The 20,315-nt window shown below is 43.1% G+C and carries 13 protein-coding genes and 1 pseudogene; 4 read left to right on the top strand and 10 right to left on the bottom strand.

Features of this window, described 5'->3' with window-relative positions; genetic code table 11:
* Positions 1-71 precede the first annotated feature (71 nt).
* The 4 genes from HMPREF9145_RS09805 to HMPREF9145_RS09790 all read left to right on the top strand — a co-directional run bounded on the left by HMPREF9145_RS09805 (position 72) and on the right by HMPREF9145_RS09790 (position 5,398).
* Complete coding sequence (locus tag HMPREF9145_RS09805) at positions 72-3,482, top strand: glycosyltransferase (RefSeq protein ID WP_036907314.1); 3,411 nt, start codon at positions 72-74, stop codon at positions 3,480-3,482.
* 67 nt (positions 3,483-3,549) lie between these two features.
* Positions 3,550-4,365, top strand: a complete 816-nt coding sequence (locus HMPREF9145_RS09800) for a Cof-type HAD-IIB family hydrolase (protein ID WP_036907330.1) — start codon at positions 3,550-3,552, stop codon at positions 4,363-4,365.
* Positions 4,366-4,425: 60 nt separating this feature from the next.
* Positions 4,426-4,839 (top strand): hypothetical protein, encoded by a 414-nt coding sequence (locus tag HMPREF9145_RS09795; RefSeq protein ID WP_021826139.1) that lies wholly within the window; start codon positions 4,426-4,428, stop codon positions 4,837-4,839.
* A 64-nt stretch (positions 4,840-4,903) separates the two neighbouring features.
* Complete coding sequence (locus HMPREF9145_RS09790; protein WP_021826217.1) at positions 4,904-5,398, top strand: pyridoxamine 5'-phosphate oxidase family protein; 495 nt, start codon at positions 4,904-4,906, stop codon at positions 5,396-5,398.
* Between the two features lie 706 nt (positions 5,399-6,104).
* Here the strand turns inward: HMPREF9145_RS09790 and HMPREF9145_RS09785 are convergent.
* The 10 genes and pseudogenes from HMPREF9145_RS09785 to HMPREF9145_RS09755 all read right to left on the bottom strand — a co-directional run bounded on the left by HMPREF9145_RS09785 (position 6,105) and on the right by HMPREF9145_RS09755 (position 20,196).
* A complete protein-coding gene (locus tag HMPREF9145_RS09785) occupies positions 6,105-7,967 on the bottom strand; it encodes an alpha-amylase family glycosyl hydrolase (protein WP_021826213.1) in 1,863 nt (620 codons plus the stop codon).
* Positions 7,968-7,980: 13 nt separating this feature from the next.
* Positions 7,981-9,882 (bottom strand): type I pullulanase, encoded by a 1,902-nt coding sequence (gene pulA / locus HMPREF9145_RS09780; protein WP_021826185.1) that lies wholly within the window; start codon positions 9,880-9,882, stop codon positions 7,981-7,983.
* 30 nt (positions 9,883-9,912) lie between these two features.
* Entirely contained in the window at positions 9,913-12,000 is a 2,088-nt protein-coding gene (locus tag HMPREF9145_RS09775; RefSeq protein ID WP_394357111.1) for a glycoside hydrolase family 97 protein, read from the bottom strand.
* Positions 12,001-12,183: 183 nt separating this feature from the next.
* Positions 12,184-14,883 (bottom strand): 4-alpha-glucanotransferase, encoded by a 2,700-nt coding sequence (locus tag HMPREF9145_RS09770; protein WP_021826204.1) that lies wholly within the window; start codon positions 14,881-14,883, stop codon positions 12,184-12,186.
* A gap of 450 nt (positions 14,884-15,333) precedes the next feature.
* Positions 15,334-15,552, bottom strand: coding sequence for a hypothetical protein (locus HMPREF9145_RS13545; protein ID WP_155945305.1), 219 nt, complete (start codon positions 15,550-15,552; stop codon positions 15,334-15,336).
* Positions 15,553-15,629: 77 nt separating this feature from the next.
* Positions 15,630-15,737 (bottom strand): annotated as a pseudogene (locus HMPREF9145_RS14015) (tetrahydrofolate synthase); the annotation flags it as partial.
* A 420-nt stretch (positions 15,738-16,157) separates the two neighbouring features.
* Complete coding sequence (locus HMPREF9145_RS14190; RefSeq protein WP_262502511.1) at positions 16,158-16,286, bottom strand: hypothetical protein; 129 nt, start codon at positions 16,284-16,286, stop codon at positions 16,158-16,160.
* 487 nt (positions 16,287-16,773) lie between these two features.
* On the bottom strand, positions 16,774-16,968 hold the full coding sequence (locus HMPREF9145_RS13140; protein WP_155945304.1) for a hypothetical protein: 195 nt from the start codon (positions 16,966-16,968) through the stop codon (positions 16,774-16,776).
* Positions 16,969-17,450: 482 nt separating this feature from the next.
* Entirely contained in the window at positions 17,451-18,788 is a 1,338-nt protein-coding gene (locus tag HMPREF9145_RS09760; RefSeq protein ID WP_021826197.1) for an MFS transporter, read from the bottom strand.
* A 382-nt stretch (positions 18,789-19,170) separates the two neighbouring features.
* A complete protein-coding gene (locus HMPREF9145_RS09755) occupies positions 19,171-20,196 on the bottom strand; it encodes a LacI family DNA-binding transcriptional regulator (RefSeq protein ID WP_021826161.1) in 1,026 nt (341 codons plus the stop codon).
* Positions 20,197-20,315: the final 119 nt, after the last annotated feature.

Below are 20,315 nucleotides of genomic sequence, written 5' to 3'. Positions count from 1 at the left end.
TATACATTGAAAATAATAACGAAACGATAAAGTTCGTAATTTTGCATTGCATAAACAAAAGGTTGATTCAGATGAATAAACAAGTTTTTCAGACCAGTTCTCGCAAGCGTTGGAACAGGTTTAGATGGTCATTCCGCTTTATTCTGACCATTTTGATATTGTTGGTTGGCGTTTTCGTCACAATGTTTGCCCTCGAAGGGAGTCCAAATGTGCCTTTCAAGCACGACTATCGTAACGTTGTTTCGGCTGACAATGTCTTTCTGAAAGACAATAAAACAGCACGTACTTATAAGACCTTTCGCGACATCTTTGCGGAAAAAAAGATGCATAACAACTATGCAACGGCTACCATTAACAAACATCGTTTCATAGGAAAGGGCAACGCACTAACAGCAAAATATATTGCCGAGTGGAACAACCCACGCCTTGGAGTGCGTGCCGCGTGGTATGTGAATTGGGATAATCGCTCATACAGATCATTGAAAAAGAACCTTAAACACCTGAATATGATTATTCCAGAATGGTTCTTTATCAACATGAAAACCGACAGAGTAGAGTCGAGAATCAATGTAAAGGCGTTGCAACTCATGCGGAAATCGGGAGTGCCTATTATGCCCATGCTGACCAATAACGTTAAAGGTAGCTTCCGACCAGAGGCAATTGGGCGCATCATGCGCAACCCCATGAAACGCAAACAGCTGATAAACGATGTCATCACACTATGCAAACGGTATCACTTTTCGGGTGTAAACATCGACTTTGAGGAGTTAAATATCAACGACAATCAACTCTTAACAGACTTAGTTAAGGAACTTTCGACTGCCTGTCATGCGCATAATCTCTACCTCACAGAAGACATTGAACCCTTTAATGAGGACTATGATGTCGTGGCATTAGCAAAATATTGCGACTACTTATTCCTCATGGCATACGATGAACACAACTCAACGAGCACGCCAGGTCCTGTGAGTTCGCAGCAATGGATAGAGAAAGCAACAGACTGGGCGGCCCATTCTATCCCCAATAACAAGATAGTTTTAGCCATGGCGGCATATGGATATGACTGGTCAGGAAAGGATGATTGCGAGAGCATTTCATTCAATCAGTTGATGGCAACGGCTTTAGATGCGGGGGCAAAGGTACACTTTGACGACAACACCTATAACATTGATATGGCCTATCAGGATGAAAACACCGGCCTACTTCATCGTATTTATTCCACTGATGCAGCCACAATGTTTAACACCATGCGTTTCGGCGCAGAATATCATCTGGCCGGTTACTCCGTGTGGAGATTGGGAACAGAAGACAATCGCCTGTGGAATTTCTATGGCAAAGATATGTCGTGGGAAAGTGTTTCATCATTTAAGTTGCAGAAGATGATGCAACTTCCTGGTACGGAAGACGTCAATTATGTCGGTGACGGCGAGGTACTCAGCGTGGCATCTGAGCCTCATCCGGGAAAGATTAGTATTGCTTTGGACAAAGATGAGCAACTCATCGCCGAGGAACATTATGTGAAAATACCTTCTACTTACACGGTAGATAAGCTTGGGAAAGCAGGCAAAAAAGAACTTGTTATCACGTTTGATGACGGGCCAGATAGTAGGTGGACACCGACTGTTTTGCGTATCCTTAAGCAGTATCATGTGCCTGCTGCCTTCTTCATGGTAGGCTTACAGATAGAGAAAAACCTACCCGTTGTGAAACAAGTCTTTGATGATGGCCACACGATTGGTAATCATACCTTCACCCACCACAATGTAGCGGAGAACTCAGAACGCCGCACTTATGCCGAATTGAAACTCACTCGCATGCTCATTGAGAGCATAACGGGCCAGAGCACTGTGCTGTTTCGTGCACCATATAATGCGGATAGCGACCCTACTGAGCGTGAAGAAATTGAGCCAATGATATTGGCAAGTCGCAGAAACTATATCTTTGTGGGAGAATCTATCGACCCAAACGACTGGGAAGTTGGCGTTACTGCCGACCAAATCTATAAGAGAGTGATTGACGGAGTGCATCGCGGTGATGGGCATATCATTCTGTTGCACGATGCAGGAGGTTCGACTCGGCAACCTACACTCACAGCACTGCCACGCATATTGAATACACTTCAGCGTGAAGGTTACCATTTTATTTCGCTTGAAAAATATCTGGGTATGTCGCGTTCGCAGTTGATGCCCGTCATACCGAAAGACAAAGCATACTATGCAATGCAGGCTAACCTGTCGTTGGCAGAACTGATTTATCATGCAAGCGACTTTTTAACAGCGCTCTTCTTGGTATTCTTGGTTCTTGGATTTGCAAGACTACTCTTCATGTATATTCTCATGATACGTGAGAAACGACGTGAGAAACGGCGCTCTTATCCTCTGCTTGATAAGACAAACGCTGCGAAAGTGTCTATCATTGTGCCGGCATATAACGAAGAAGTAAACGTGGTGAGAACGCTGGAGAACTTGAAAATGCAAGACTATCCGAACTTCGACATTGTTTTTGTTGACGATGGTAGTAAGGACAACACATTGAAACGGGTGCAAGAAGCCTTTGTCGATGACCCCAACATCGTTATTCTCACCAAGCAGAATGCAGGCAAAGCCTCGGCTCTAAACTATGGTATTGCACACACAACAGCCGAATATGTGGTTTGTATTGATGCCGACACACAACTGCGAAAGAATGCCGTTACGCTCTTGATGAGGCACTATCTGACTGACACGGAGGGCAAAATAGGAGCTGTTGCTGGGAATGTAAAGGTGGGAAATCAGCGTAACATGCTCACACGCTGGCAGGCTATAGAATATACTACGAGTCAGAACTTTGACCGAATGGCTTATGCCAGCATCAATGCCATTACCGTTGTACCGGGTGCTATCGGTGCATTCAGAAAGAAAGCCATTGAAGATGCAGGTGGCTTTAATACTGATACCTTGGCTGAAGACTGTGACTTGACAATGGGAATCCTTGAAAAAGATTATGTCATTGAGAACGAAAATGCAGCTATTGCGATGACAGAAGCCCCCGAAAGTCTACGCCAATTCGTCAAGCAACGCACGAGATGGACTTTCGGAGTGATGCAAACCTTCTGGAAACATCGTGCTGCTTTGTTCAGTAAAAAGCATAAAGGCTTCGGCTTATGGGCTATGCCTAACATGCTCATCTTCCAGTATATTATTCCTACTTTCTCTCCTCTTGCCGACTTGATGATGTTGTTTGGCTTATTCATGGGTAATGGATGGCAGATCTTTATCTATTATTTACTGTTCTTACTTGTAGATGGTAGCGTATCGATTATGGCCTATATTGTAGAGAAAGAACCTTTATGGGTGTTGCTGTGGATTATCCCTCAGCGGTTCTTCTATCGCTGGGTGATGTATTATGTCATCTTCAAAAGCTATATAAAAGCCATTAAAGGTGAGCTGCAATCATGGGGAGTGCTGAAACGAACAGGCAATGTCACGATTGCAAATAAGTAATTCGACCTCATGAGGACAAAGAAACAGAAGATTTTTATTATCTTTGTGGTAAGCAAAAATGATTGATATGATAAAAGCGTTATTCTTTGATATTGACGGAACATTAGTTTCTTTTCGAACCCACGAGATACCAGAGTCAACGGTTAATGCCTTGGAAGAGGTGAAGAAACAAGGCTTAAAAGTGTATATTTCGACAGGGCGCCCACTCTCAATTATCACGAACCTGGGACAGATTCAACACTTAATTGACGGATATATCACTACAAATGGAGCGTATTGCTTTGTTGATAGGAATGGGAAACGAGAGATAATATGCTGCCACGACATCCCCCAAACGGATGTTTGTCAAATCCTTGACGCTGCAAAGAAATGGGATCGGCCTGTTGTAGTCGTTGGAACGAAAGACATCGCTATCTTTAATTACAAAGATATAGTTGATGATGTGTTTTGCAAAAAACTTGGAGTTACCAATATAGACTACCATAAACCCATCGAAGAAGTACTGAAACAACCGATTCTTCAGCTAACACCTTTCATCTCATCTGCACAAGAAGAGAAGCTCATGAGTGGCATAAAACAATGTACTTCAGGGCGCTGGTGTGATGATTTTACGGATATTACGAACATCAAAGCAGACAAAGGGCAAGGGCTTTTGGCATTGGCTGCACACGAAGGACTGCGACTTAGTGAGACAATGGCTTTCGGAGATGGAGGTAACGACTTAAGCATTATCCAGCAAGCAGGCATAGGAGTGGCCATGGGTAATGGTCGAGAGAACGTCAAAGAAGAGGCCGATTATGTAACAACTTCCGTGGATGATAATGGTATTCGCAATGCCCTCATTGCTCAAGGAATAATAAAAGACGACCAGAAAAAGGATTAAAAATTTGGAAACTTAAGGTTCTTTTCCTACTTTTGTTGCATAAACTTTAACCCAAAACGTATGAAAAAAGGTATCACACTCATTGCAATGACGGTATTAATCAGTTTGGCTGCCTGCAACAATCAACCTAAAGTGAAGACTATGGCGACTGCCGAAGCACCAGAAGTTGCCATTGATTCGGCTTGCATGAAAGCCAATGCAGGAGAATATATGACTTATGATGGAAAGAGATCTATCACACTTAATGCCGACGGAACTGTGGAATGTAAGAATACAAAGTATAATTATGATTCATGGAATGTCATGACAAAGGAGGGAGATCAAGCCTCTTGTAGACTTAGTAGAAAGGGAATTGACCAACCAATATCAATTAGTGTGCTCATGAATCTTACCGAACATTCTATCATTGTGGATAATGAAACGTTCAGAATGGCCGCTAAGAAAGAGATAAAAGAGAAGAAAAGATTCATATAGCAAACTGAAAACCACAGCACTTTGGCCAAACATCAACAGGCCAAGTGCTTTAAAAGGATAACGCATGAGATATGTAAATGAAACCGTTCGTCGTCAAGACAGACTGATGGATGAGGCACGTGCCATTGAATTATTAAGCACATCAGAGTATGGTGTGCTAAGTATGGTTGACAAAGATGGAACCGCTTATGGAGTTCCATTAAACTATGTATGGGACGGAAAGAACTCTATCTTCATTCATTGTGCCCCCGTTGGGCATAAACTTGAAGCCTTAGAAAAGAATCCAAACGTTAGTTTCTGCATTGTAGGTGATGTAAAACTGCTCCCCGGTAAGTTCACTACAGAATATGAAAGCGTAGTCTTGAAGGGCGTAGCACATATCCATCTCTCCCCAGAAGAACGCATGGCAGCGCTCTTAAAGTTAGTAGACAAGTTATCACCTGACTTCAAAGAGCTGGGCGCTAAATACTCAAAGATGTCCTTTCATCGCGTAAACATCATTCGTGTAGACTTCACTGAGTATAGCGGTAAGTGCAAACATGTACATACAGCCGACTAAAATACACGCAGAGATGAAGGACTTCAGCGCTTAACTGAAATAGAAGGCTACACGAGGCGAAACAAACAAGGGTGTCATTTCCTTGAAATGGAATAATAGAGTTGTTTGCTTAAAAGGTGTTTACAGAAGGTTTTACAGAACAAGCGGATTTGAAACACAAGATATGTTCAGGCGGAATAGGGTCTCTTTTTAAAGGATTTATAATTTGCTTATTAGCAAATAGTTATAAAATTCAATGCAGAAAACAAGCTGAAACAACATAAAAAGTCATTGCAATTTGCCATATTTTACCGAGCAAAATGACGCAAATCATTGAGTAAAATGACTTAAATTATTGCATGAAATGACGCAGTTTGTAGCTCACAAAGTTATAGTTTGCTACGCAATCATAGTTCAACGCTGAAGGCGTTGTACCTTTGATAGCCCTGGGTTGGTACCAGCCTACCCTGGGTTATGCATGTAGTAAGGAGGTCAACGCCGTAGGTGTTGTACGTTTTCTGCGTGGAATGCTGCGACAAAATACCGATAAATAAAAAGTACAACGCCTACAGCGTTGTTGTCACTAATGGCAAATAACCCAGAGTAGACTTTGCTTTCGCTTGTCAACCCTGAGCTATCAAAGGTACAACGCTTACAGCGTTGCAACCTCAGTAAACGCTAAATTATCGATTAATCTACGTCATTTTGTGGCACCTTTGCCTTCATCTTACATAGATAATTCAATCACTTTGGTGTCTCGAGCCTTTAGTTGCAGTTCGCTACCAAGCTTTACTTTTCGACCAGAAATAACGTCTTTTGCTTCCTGATGATTGCCTATGACTTCGGCATAGCGGTCAAGAGGCAAGGTGACAGGTTGGCTTGTACCATTCAAAATTGTGAGAATAGTTTGGTCATTCCATTGCCGAGCTATCACGTAAACACCCTTATAAGGAATGAATTGAATTTGTTTTCCCTTTGTGATAACCATGTTATTGCGACGCCATTTCAGTAGTTTACTAAGCCAATTGAACATAGCATTTTCAGCCTTTGTACGTCCTTCGGCAGTGAAAGCATTATGTTTGTCGCCCGCAAAACCACCGGGGAAGTCGCATCTTACATTGCCATCGGTCACCTCTTTTGTGCCATTCATCAACACTTCCGTACCATAATAGAGCTGTGGAATGCGGTTAATGGTGAGTAAAAGTGCCAAGGCTTGTTTCAGCGCAAGCGTGTCTTTGCCATTCTCTAAGAAGCGATCTGTGTCGTGATTTTCAATGAAAGCCATCACACTCGATGGGTTTTCATACAGATAGTCATAACAAAGGCTGTTATAAATGCGGTTTAATCCTTTCCACCAAGCATCGGTTTCTTCGTGTTTAGCCAAGTTAATCTTATCATAAAAGCTAAAGTCCATGACCGTTTTTAGATAGCTATTGACCTTTGAAAGCTTTGAATCCTTCTGCCAAGCTGCCGTGTAAGCAGGTTCTGTAACCCATGTTTCTCCAACAGTATTAAAGTTAGGATACTCCTCGTTTAGTATCTTCATCCATTGTGACATGGCTTTTCTGTCCGCATAAGGATACGTGTCCATGCGTATTCCATCAATGCCAACGGTCTCTATCCACCATTCACTATTCTGAATAAGATAAGTCATAACGTGAGGATTTCGCTGGTTCAAATCGGGTTTGGTCTTTACAAACCAACCGTCAACGGTCTCTCTTTTATCCACTTCCGAGGCATAGGGGTCGAGCACAGGCGTAAGCTTATAGCTTGTTTGTAGATAATAACTATCTCCCTTTTTCATCCATTCGGGCGTGTTAAACCAGTCTTTAGAGGGCATATCTTTCACCCAAGGATGGTCATAACCACAATGATTAAATATCATATCCATCACCACTTTAAGCCCCTTAGCATGTGCTTCGGCGACAAGACGAGCGTAATCTTCGTTCGTACCGAAACGCGGATCAACACGATAATAGTCTGTGGTATCATAGCCATGATAGTTGTTGTAATCATTAATATCAGGCGCATCGTTTTCCAAAATAGGCGTAAACCACAGGGCTGTGACGCCCAATTGGTTGAAATAGTCTAAGTGTTGGCGCACCCCTTCAAGGTCTCCACCATGGCGAAGGCTCGGTTTTGAGCGGTCGACAACATAAGGATTTAAGCCCTTCATAGGTTTAGTGATGTTACGACCTGAAGCAAAACGATCGGGCATGAGCACATAAAGTACGTCTGAGTTGTCAAATCCTATGCGCTTATCTCCACTCATCGTGCGTGCTTTCAAGGGGTAGTTGACTTTCTTTCCGTCAATATTCAGCACCATATTTCCTGGCTTTGCCCCACTGAGATTCAAATAAACAAAAAGATAATTGGGTGAATCAAGACGCACAAGTGAATCAATTTTCACGCCGGGATAATCCACACTGACATGCGAATCACGTATATTCTTTCCATAAACCATCAGTTGGAGCGAGCTGTTTTTCATGCCCACATACCAGTTTTCGGGTTCAATATGATCAATCTTTGTTGCTGCTTGCATTGTCATTGACGACAGAATTAAAGCCAAACTAATTATTATCTTCTTCATGTTTCATGGAATTTTAATCGTGGAGGATAAGGGCAGACTGGGCATTCACAGAGATTTTGCCTCCCTGCATGTGTCCCAATCCATGCTGATTTATTGTACCATCGCAGGCCACAACGGTGTAGTTACCTGCTGGAATGTCTATATCCTGAGGCTCACGACTGCCATTCAGAATGACAACAATATTATTCCAGTTGTCTCCTCCAGCATGATTTGTGAGCATAAAGCCTACAACACAGGGCTTCACAGGCAAGAAACTTAAATGCTTTCTGACCAGTTCCGCATCGCCAAGTCGGAATGCTGGATGCTCTTTTCGCAACTGAATAAGCCCTTGGTAATAGGCAAACACCTGCGGATATTCCTTGAGTTGTGCCCAATTCAGGGCGTTGATGTCTATCGGGGAGTTAAAGCTGTTGTGCACACCTTGCTTATTTCGCAATATCTCTTCACCGCTTAGAATAAATGGAACGCCTTGCGATGTGAACACAGCTGTTTGTGCAAGCAAGTCAAGACGAATGATTTCGTCTTCCTTTATGCCTGGAATGGAAGCACGAAGGCGGTCTGTCAAGCACATATCATCATGGCAACTTACATAGCTAATCATTTCAGTTGGCTGTGTAGCCCAAGGCGCTTTGCTATAATTAACGCGTGACAACGCCACACCAGGATGGGCAATTGCGCCCGCGATTCCAAACTTTATGCTTTCTTCTTCACCAGGAATGCCAGCAAGGAATGCACCTTTCTTGTCGTCACTGAAAGGTCCCCGAAGGGCATCTCTCAGTTCATCGCTAAAGGCAGCTGCACCATTTAGCTGTGCCACATGAGCCTTTACAGCCAACTTTTCCGATGGATAAGCGCAATGTCCTGCACTCCATCCTTCACCATATATATATATAGTAGGATCTATTTTGTTGACCTCCGCACGGATTTCCCTCATGGTTTCGATATCGTGCACACCCATTAAGTCGAAGCGAAAGCCATCAATATGATACTCATCTATCCAATATTTCACACTCTCAAGCATGAACTCGCGCATCAACGGACGTTCAGAGGCGGTCTCATTTCCACATCCCGAGCCATCGGAATAAGTACCATCAGGATTCTTTCTGTAGTAATAGTCAGGATAAGTAGACTGGAAATTGCTGTGTTTTATATCGAAAGTATGGTTATAAACCACGTCAAGTATCACGCGAATTCCAGCCTTATGAAGTGCTTGAACCATTTGTTTGAACTCACGAATACGCACTTCTGGGCGATAGGGGTCAGTCGAATAACTACCTTCTGGCACGTTATAATTCTTTGGATCATAGCCCCAATTGTAAGACGAATTCGTAAGCTTTGTTTCGTCAACTGAAGCAAAATCAAACACGGGCAGCAAGTGGACAGCCGTCACACCTAAGCGTTTCAGATAGTCAACAGAGGCAGACTCGCCCACACCTAAGAACTTATCGGGATAAGAAATGCCTGGCGCAGCATGGGTAAAATCACGCACATGCATCTCATAAATGACTTGATTTGCCGCCGAATTTAATGCGGGACGTTGATCGTTCTGCCAGCCATCAGGGTCTGTTGAGCGTAAATTGATGATGGCACCACGGTTTCCATTCACGCCAACGGCCTTTGCAAAGACACCTGGAGTCTCTCCGTTTCCAATGTCAAAAGTATAAAACTTCCCCGCGAGATTACCTTTTACACAAGCTGTCCAAAGGTCTTTTCCGGCACGTTTCATCTTTACTTCCTTCACAGCCTTACCCTTTAAGCCATCGTTATACAGCCTAACGACAGGGCGAGTTGAAGCATTCAACTTGAAAATGGTATGCTCAGGACGATATGACATCTCATTAAAAACCTCCTGAGCTTGGGCTGTTTGTATCATAGCAGCAGTCAATGCTAATGTGCAAAACAATTTAATCTTCATAGATTTAATTGGTTGTTTGATTGTGATTCTTTATTTTCTAATAAGCGACATGGCAAATCCTCCGCCACGAGCTTCGTCAATTTTCAGCACATCTCCCTTCTTAACGATGCGCTTTGTGATGCGATAGGCCTTCGGATTCTTTTCATAATCAGCCCCAGGGGCATCGGCATAGAGCGTACATTCATACTTTTTCCCTTTGTCAAGGAAATCAAGTTTCACCACACTTCGATGTCCGTTCTCATCACATTTACCTCCAACAAACCAGTTATCTGTGCCCTTTGCCTTGCGCGCTACAGTGATATAATCGCCAGGTTCAGCCTCAAGATAACGTGAATCGTCCCAATCTACGGCAACATCTTTAATGAATTGGAACGCATCGGCATACTTTTGATAGTTCTCTGGCAGGTCGGCTGCCATCTGAATTGGGCCCCACATGACCAAATAAAGCGCCAATTGACCTACCAATGTTGTGTGAACATAGCTTGTATTTTCACTCCAAGTGTGCAGTTGAGTCTCTAAGATTCCGGGGGTATAGTCCATTGGTCCCCCTTGAAGACGAGTGAAAGGAAGCACTACAGTGTGGTCAGGCTTGCTGCCACCAAAGGCTTCATACTCTGTGCCTCGAGCGCTTTCGTTGCCTATAAGGTTAGGATAAGTGCGGCAAAGTCCTGTGGGACGAGTCGCTTCATGAGCATTAACCATGATGTGACGCTTGGCAGCTTCTTTAACAATGTAAAGGTAATGGTTGTTCATTTCCTGTGAGAAATGGTGATCACCTCGTGGGATAATGTCTCCCACATAGCCACCCTTTACAGCATCATAACCATATTTTTGCATGAGATCGAAGGCTGCATTAAGATGTCGTTCGTAGTTACCTACGCTCGAAGATGTTTCATGATGCATCATGAGTTTAACCCCTTTGCTGTGTGCATAGTCATTCAAAGCCTTGATATCAAAGTCAGGATAAGGAGTAACAAAATCGAAAACATCGTCTTTCCAGCGGTTAGCCCAGTCCTCCCAACCTACATTCCATCCTTCAACGAGAACCTGTTGGAGTCCGTTAGCAGCTGCAAAGTCAATGTATTTTTTTACGTGTTCTGTGTTCGCGGCATGCCTTCCATTCGGTTTTGCCTTGCTCCAATCAATTTGATCAAGCTTTATTGATGGGAACTCATCCGTGTAATTCCAACTACTTTTGCCTACAATCATCTCCCACCATACGCCACAATACTTCACAGGATGAATCCAACTGGTGTCCTGAAGCTTACAAGGTTCATTGAGATTTAATATCAAATTAGATGCTAATATGTCGCGAGCATCGTCACTAACCATAACAGTTCGCCATGGCGTTGAGCACGGAGTCTGCATAAAACCCTTTAATCCTGTGGCGTCGGGAGTAAGCCATGATTCGAAAATAAAATTCTTATCATCGAGATTTAAGTGCATCGTTGCATAGTTGACGCAGGCAGCTTCATGGATATTGAGATAGAGTCCATCTTGCGTTTTCAGCTGCAAAGAAGTCTGAACGCCCGTTGGTGAGAACACCGATACAGACGAATTATCCCAATTTACAGCCTTTTTGAAGCGCTCACGGATTTCAGAAAGTTTCGTTTCCTGTGTCTCTTGCTCTTGCGTATCATAGTCACCTGGTAGCCACCAAGCCTTATGATCTCCAGTCATAGCAAACTGAGTATGCTCTTCTTTGATGATAAAATAGTTGAGAGAAGACTGCTGTGGGAACTCATAACGCAAGCCCATACCCTCATCATAGACGCGAAAGCGAATGATAATCGTACGATTTGACGATGCTTGATGCAGCGAAACAGCCAATTCATTGTAATGGTTTCTAATCTGTTTATATTGTCCCCACACCGGCTTCCACGTCTCATCAAACGTAGAGATCTTTGTATCGGCAATCTTAAAACCATCCATCAAGTCTGTCTCTTGTAATCCTTTGGAGGCGTGTTTGTCTTTCGCCAGCTCCAGACCGAGGTGTGAAGGCTTCACCACCTGCCTGTTCTTGAATGTCATTTCGTAAGTAGGTTGCCCGCTTGCTGATAGCGAAAACGTTACGGCAATCTTGCCATTAGGCGACTTAATCGTTTGTCCTACAGTCATAAGTGGTAGGAGTAATAATGCAAAAAGAATTTGTAGAGGTTTCATTATGAATTATTCAAATAGATTTTTCAATAGTGTTTTAAGTATCAAATAACAACCTTTGTCGTGTTAATTGCAAAACATTGAAGACAGACTTCAGTCATGTCTCCAATGTTTTTCTTTATTTTTGATGCACAATAGGCATCATTCTCTCCCTGCTTCACACACAAGTTCCGTCAAGTTTTCACGGAAATCAGTATTCTGCATGAGGTCTTCTATGTCCACATGCATACGATAACGCCAGTAATGTTTAGGGTTTGCAGGGATATTTATGCGTTCCGCATTCTGGTCGGCAAGGCGTAGTTTCTCGTCAATTGCCAACCAATCTTGAATTGAAAGGATGCAAAGCATGCTCGGACTCATTAGGTGTCGGCTAATGATATCACGTGCCAACCAACCGGGAAGTGGGTGTGGAGCCGCACCACCTCGATAGAGCATACTGTTATAATAGGCTTGAGTGCGCTCGTAATCTTCATCCCACCACTGACGCAGTGTAGGCATATCATGACTTGAAATAGTACAAACTGAGCGGTAAGGATTATTGTTTAAGTAACCAAATCTCACGTGAGGATCCTTCGGCATACTTTGCAATTCAAGACTCAATATCTTAAGATTGTTCATCACCCAAGGTACACAATCCGGCACCATTCCTAAGTCTTCAGCGCATACAAGCATTCGAGTTGCCTCAACAAGTCGTGGTAACTTCTTCATTGCTTCACGATACCAGAACTGGTTGTTACGCCGATAATAATAGTCGTTATAAATGCGATTGAAGACTTCTTTGTCGCTATCATAGAGGGCTTCATACGTGAAATCAAACTGCGCACTGATGCGAGGATGGAACTTGTTTGCATCTTTTCTGTCGCGAACAAAGAGCACATTACTAATCAAAGCATAAAGACCATCACGCAACCAAATATCACTTTCTGCCGTCTTCCCAGCAAAAACAGCTTCCACTTTGCGTTGTGTGTCAACCTCAGGTCTTAGCTCATAGATATCATCATGTGTGTGATTGAGGAAACGTTGCTTTACTTCCTCTGCGCGATCTCTGAATACTCGTTCAAGAATCCAATCGCTAATAAAAGGTTTAGTGAACTGATCTTCATGGAAAGTTAAGCCATAACTTTCTATTTCTTCACGCGACATACCCAATGAAGGGGCAAATTGTCCGAGCAAACCATGCACTGCTTCCACCGGAATCTCCCATATTCTGAAGAATCCCAACACATGATCTATGCGGTAAGCATCAAAGAATTTGTTCATGTTTTGAAAGCGACGTACCCACCATTGGCAGCCATCTTTCAACATCTCATCCCAGTTATAAGTGGGGAATCTCCAATTCTGTCCGTTCACAGAAAAGTCATCTGGTGGCGCACCTGCTTGTCCGTTGAGGTTGAAATACTTCGGTTCCATCCACACATCGCAGCCATTACGATTGACGCCGATAGGGATATCTCCCTTCAAAATGACCCCTTTCTCACGTGCATAAGCATGTACAGCTTCCATTTGTTCATTGAGAACAAACTGCACAAAATAAAAGAAAGCCACCTCTTTATATTCTTTCGATGTTGGTGTTGATAGGACTTTACGCTCCTTTTCGTCCCAAACATGATGGTCAGGCCATGTAGAAAAGTCGGCCGTTCCATATTTATCACGCAAATAACAATACTGCGCATAGGGCACAAGCCATTGCTCGCTATCGGCAAAGAACTGCTTAAAGGCTTTGCCTTGCATCATCTTTTCGCCCTCTTGCAGATAGACTTCATAAAGATATTTCAGCTTCGCCTCGTTCACACGCTCGTAATCTATCTGCTCCAAAGCATTGAGTTCTTGACGCAAAGCCTCAAAGTTGTTGCGCTTCTTTCCATCTTTTAATGTCGGCAACTGCGTCAAATCTACATACTGAGGATGTAGTGCAAAGATGCTAATACAACTGTAAGGATAAGAGTCTGTCCATGTATGTGTCGTCGTAGTATCATTGATTGGCAACACCTGTAGCACGCGTTGATGAGTCACAGCGACCCAATCTATCATCTTCTTCAAGTCGCCAAAGTCGCCCACTCCATAACTGGTCTTCGAACGAAGTGAAAATACTGGCACTAATGTTCCTGCCAACTTACGATTATATATATCAAAAAACGCTTGTGAAAGGTCATAAACCAACACCTCACCGCTTTTGATTTCAGGCAGATGAATCTCGCGGTTCATACCGCTTTCCCATAGGGCATTGTGCCTATCGGCAGCGTCTTGTGCCGCAAACTTGAATTCCAACACGTCGCTTTCCAACGTTTCTACATTCAAATCTACTATCCATTCGTTGTAGTTATGCTCATACATTGGAAGCGCATCAAACACATCCCACGCACCCATAGCCTTTGGTTTACCTACCACACACAATCTATCCGTAGAACGAAGTTGCGGTGCACGCACCACAAGTCGAACGGTTTTATCGTATGCCGAAGGCTTAATAACAGACAAAGGACGCTTGTTTACACACTCCGTAAAGGCTGAACTATAGAGATAAGAGTCTTCAGGAATGTCACTCCAATGGTCGTAAATAGTATACTCTTTGCCTTTCACGACCGTGAGTTCTAAGCGATGTTTCTCTGTGAGCCATTCGTGACGGCCGTCTGACCAGTCGCAATCAACACTATAATAATAGTCGATTGCCGTGTTCAAACTTGCCTCGGTGCGATTCAATTCAACCCACCAATGCTTGCCATCCCGGTTGTTCATCCTGTACTGCGAGGTCTTTTTACCTCCCTTTTTGCTGTTTTCCACGACATTCAGCAACACTTCTTCGCCGAATATAGTGTCATAGTTTATGTTAAAAGTTAGTTTCATACAGAGGTTAGTTATTTTCTGTAAAGATAGTAATTATATAGCAGCTTACTCAGAATTAATACATAAAAAAATTAAAAAAGAAATGCAATCGTTTGCACTTTCATTAGTAACTTTCTTGCACATAGCCTTTAACAGCGATAAAGTTACAATGGAAAACCATTTACAACACAACGTTATCAAGAGACAAAAAGAGAATGAATACAGGCTCATTCACTAACATATCCAACACAAAATAAGTTTATTTAAAAGGAAAATTCAACACTTACAGCGTTGAATTTCCTTGCAAACGCTTACTCAGGATAGGCTCGTTTCTCGTCAATCACAGGCTATAAATAATATGATATAAAAGGTAACCCAACATACATTATCATTAATAACGTCGCAATAGGGAATCAACGCTGAAGGCGTTGTACGTTTTATAGCCTAAGGTTGGCGTCAGCCTACCCTGGGTTATGCGAGTAGTAAGAAGGTCAACGCCGTAGGTGTTGTACGTTTTCTGCGTGGAATGGCGTGATAAAATACCAATAAATAAAAAGTACAACGCCTACAGCGTTGTTGCCACTCACGGCAAATGACCCAGGGTAGACTTCGCTTTTGATAGCCTAAGATTGCCAAACGATAGTGCAGGCTACCCTGGGTTGAGGTGTTGTGTGTGGGGAACAACGCCATAGGTGTTACGCTTTCTAAGCGTAATCCTCCATTAATTTCCTCGCTATAACCATGCCTTCACAGAAAAAGCTCAACACCTACGGCGTTGAATCTCCTTGCAAACGTTTACCCGGGGTAGGCTCGTTCCTCGCCAACCCCGGGCTATCAAAAGAACAACTCGTACCGAGTTGCGTGGTGAAACAATTGTGAGAATATTATCATTGATAATTAAAGGTGAAATGGTGTAAGGCAAACAGAGCCTCACCCCCAGCCCCTCTCCGAAGAGAGAGGGGAGTAGTTAGTCGTGGAAATGGAGCAAGTTGTTTGGAGGTTAATTGGTGGTATTGATATTGTTGATAATAAAAGGTAAAACGAATTGGGACATTTCATCGTGTAATTTGTCGTATTTTACCGCATGAAACAACAGAAATGGTGTTACAAAATGGGTGTTTCAACGCCGTAGGTGTTACGCTTTCGATAGCCCAGGGTTGCCAAACGATAGTGTAGGCTACCCTGGGTTGGCGTATGTTGTGCGTGGAACAACGCCGTAAGTGTTACGCTTTCTAAGCGTAATCTGCCATTAATCCCATCACTATAAGCATGCCTTCACAGAAAAAGCTCAACACCTACGGCGTTGAATCTCCTTGCAAACGTTTACCCGGGGTAGGCTCGTTCCTCGCCAACCCCGGGCTATCAAAAGAACAACTCGTACCGAGTTGCACCATGAGGGTATTTATCATGGTGGATATATCCATTGGAATACCGACATATCACCTACGATGTTGCGTGGTTGCAACATTTATAATGCCAAATTCATTCATCGGAATATTGGCACATTATGCTATTTATTTATTCGTATATTGGCATTAATTATATTATGAAATAAATGTGTCAACACCATCGGTGTTGCGTTTTTGATAGCCCAGGGTTGCCAAACGATAGTGCAGGCTACCCTGGGTTAACGTATGGTTCGCGTGGAACAACGCTGTAAGTGTTGCGCTTTTTTTGAGTAATCCGCCATAAATTCAAACGCAAAAAAATGTGAATCATGATATACAATGAATGTTTCAACACCATCGGTGTTGCGTTTTCGATAGCCCAGGGTTGCCAAACAATAGTGCAGGCTACCCCGGGTTGAGGTGTTGTGTGTGGGGAACAACGCCGTAGGTGTTACGCTTTCTAAGCGTAATCCTCCATTAATTTCCTCGCTATAACCATACCTTCATAGAAAAAGCTCAACACCTACGGCGTTGAATCTCCTTGCGAACGTTTACCCGGGGTAGGCTCGTTCCTCGCCAACCCCGGGCTATCAAAAGAACAACACCTACGGCGTTGCACCATAAGGGCATTGCAATTGCTAAATAAATTTATTGGAATACCGGCATGACACCTACGGCGTTGTGTCGTTGTGACATCCATAATGGTGAATTCATTCATCGGAATACTGGCATAACCCCTACGGCGACATGCGTCACCGCAAGTTACATTTGCAAACAAATGCTATGCTATGGTGACTCGGCTTTATCCAAGCTATCATTTACCCCATACCGATTGATAAAATGAATTGAGGCAAATGGGCAAGTAATTAGCCTTATTTTACGCGATGATATGACGCAATTCGCACGACAATTTAACGCAAATTACATCAGCAAAGGCTATCAACAAACGAACAATGCCGCTTTAATCATATAACCTATTGATTTACATCGGCTTTCCAACAAATGAAAAACAACGCGTATTTGAAACGAAAGCATCTTCTGTTTCAAATACGCGAGAACAACAAACTGAATGATAGCATTCGTTGAACAGCGGCAACCCACATTGCTCTTACTGCCAACCAACTACACAAACTACGGATAAACAAGAGGAAAAGACCTTGTTTTAATAAGCCTTTTCGCCTTTATCCATACGCTGTTTTATCACTTTTCTTTAATCTTTAGCACACTCAATGCACCGAGAATAAGGCTAACTGCAGCCACAAACATCATGTCGGTTTGATTTGATCCGACAAGAGACAAGAGCAGACCTCCAAAGAGTGAGGCGATGATTTGAGGCACACAAATCGTTCCATTGAATAGACCGAGGTAGGCACCCATGTGCCCATAGCCCTGAAGTGCATTCGTTACAAACGTAAACGGCATGGCTAACATCGCTGCCCAAGCACAACCAATGAGCAAGAATGACGCAAATTGCACATAAGGATGATGTATAAACGGCACAAGAGCAAAGCCTACTGCACCCAAGAGAAGGCTGACAATGTAAGCTACTTTGCGGTTTTTGAATTGAGGAAGAACCATGGCCCATATCACACTTCCTACGGCTTGAACAGCAAAAAGAATGCCCACCCAGTTGCCAGCTTCCTGATATGACGTGGACGTTGTAGCGTGAGCAGCCTTCATATCGACTCCCCAACACGTGTCAGCAATAGCACCTGTCGCATAAACCCACATGTACATGAACGCCGCCCAACAGAAAAATTGAACCAATCCGACTCTCCAGAAGGTAGAAGGAGCCTTCTTTAATAGTGTAAGCCAATCGCTTTTCTCTTTTGTTTCGCTTGTCTTCGCCACAAGTTCTCCGTTATAACGTGCATAGTCTTCAGGCGACCATTCTTTCACTTTGAGTGTTGTATAGAGCACACAAAGGATGAGTATGGCTGCGCCGGCATAGAAAGCCCAAATTACGGAGTCGGGAACAACCCCCTTGGGGGCATCATTTCGAATACCGATTTTTGTCAGAATGAAAGGGAAAATGAAGCCCATGATGCTACCAGCATTACAGAGAAAACTCTGAATGCTATAGGCAAGAGCCTTTTGTTTGCCGTTCACCATGTCGCCAACAAGCATCTTAAAAGGCTGCATTGCCATATTAATGCTTGTGTCAAGAAACATTAATGCTATCACGCCGAATATCATTGCAGCACCTACGGTGAAGCCAAACGACCCAGAATTAGGCAGCATGCACATCACAAAAACAGCCAAAGCAGCTCCTATAAATAAATAAGGTATACGACGACCGAAGCGACACCACGTGCGATCACTAAGTGTTCCTATGATGGGTTGAACGAGAATACCCATCAACGGAGGGAGAATCCAGAAGTAACTTAAATTATGCGGATCAGCACCGAGCGTGGCAAAGATTCGCGAAATGTTTGCACTTTGCAAGGCGTAGGCTATCTGTACACCAAAGAAACCAAAGCTGAGGTTCCATAACCCCCAAAACTTCATGTCGGGTTTTTGTGATAATCCTGTGTTCATTGTTATTTAGTTGTTTTGTTCTATCAGTCTTTATTGCTTATGGTTAGGCTGTTTTTGTTGTCAGAAATAGAAAGGCGCACACAACATACGAAGTTTATTGGTGATGCCGTAAGTCTTATTTTCTGCGCTAAATTTACGACTTTTCTCGCATAAAACAGATTTTTTCACTCTATATTTTATTCATATCGTCTTTCTTTTTCCTTTTATACCACCTTTTCAAGCCAGTTATTTTTGTTCATTAAGTCACCTGTTTAACTACTTTATAGCTGCTGTTTAGCACTTTCAAATGACTTGTTTACCCATTTGATTGCTGTGCTTTCGTTACTCAATGCCAGGAGATTTCCGCCACGAGACCTTGCTTTTGAGCGTCAGAAAGCCGTGCCTATCGAGTGGTTCCTCGCACAATGAGCCGCGTTCTTACTACGCGTTTCTCAATTTTATCCTTAGGAATCGAGCCTTCAACAAGGCCAACAAGGATGTTTGCGGCTTCTTCTCCGACAACCATTCCGCGCTGTTCAACCGTCGTAAGCATAGGGTCACACGCAATAGCTCGATGCCCATTAGTGAATCCACAGATACTAACATCATCGGGAACACGCAGTCCCATGCGCTTGGCGGTATAGAGAATGCCGATTGCAGTGTCGTCGTTGACGGCGAAAAAAGCATCAGGTCGGTCGGGCTCTGACAACAAAGCAGGAGTAATTATCTCTGCATCGGCGCGGTTATCACAATACTTTATAAACCTTTCTTCAGGCTGAATATTGTTATTTACCAATGCATCATGATAACCATTAAAGCGGTTTTTGGTAATCTCTAACTTCATTGAAGCACCATAAAAGGCTATTCGTCGGCACCCCGTTCCAATGAGATAATTCACTGCTGTATAGGCTCCCATGTAATCATCAACCACAACTCGGCTGCTATTTACACCTGTACAGATGCGGTCATAGAATACTAATGGCACGCCATGATCAATCAAACGTTGGAAGTGTTCATATTGATTGGTGTCCTTAGCTTGCGATACAATGACACCACATACCTTGTTTTCATAAAACGATTTGCATATTTCGACCTCACGACCATACTTTTCATTGCTCTGCGCTACCATGATTCTGTAGCCCCGAGCAGAGGCTTCTTCTTCGATACCACTAAGGATTGAGGAGAAATAGAAATGTGTAAATTGTGGAACAATCACGCCAATAATCTTCATGGGTTTAGTGCGATTGTTGCGCAAACTCTCTGCAATGACATTCGGAAAGAAATGATGTTCCTCTGCAAAAGCCTTGACAGCATCTCGAGTTTCCTTACTAATGCGTGGACTATCTTTAAGTGCACGCGATACTGTTGCCACGGAAACACCAAGCTCTCGGGCTATATCTTTCATTGTTATGGGCAAAGATTCTTTCATGGTTACTCATCAGTTACGCGACAAAGTTATGCAAATTTACAAAAAGTTTCTTTAATCTTAAACACTAAAATGACAAAAGATTGCGTAATCGTTTGCATTGATTTAAATAAAGTTTTCAC

This window comes from Segatella salivae F0493 (assembly GCF_000477535.1).
GTDB classification, from domain to species: domain Bacteria; phylum Bacteroidota; class Bacteroidia; order Bacteroidales; family Bacteroidaceae; genus Prevotella; species Prevotella salivae.
This window is presented reverse-complemented; position numbering and strand designations above follow the sequence as displayed.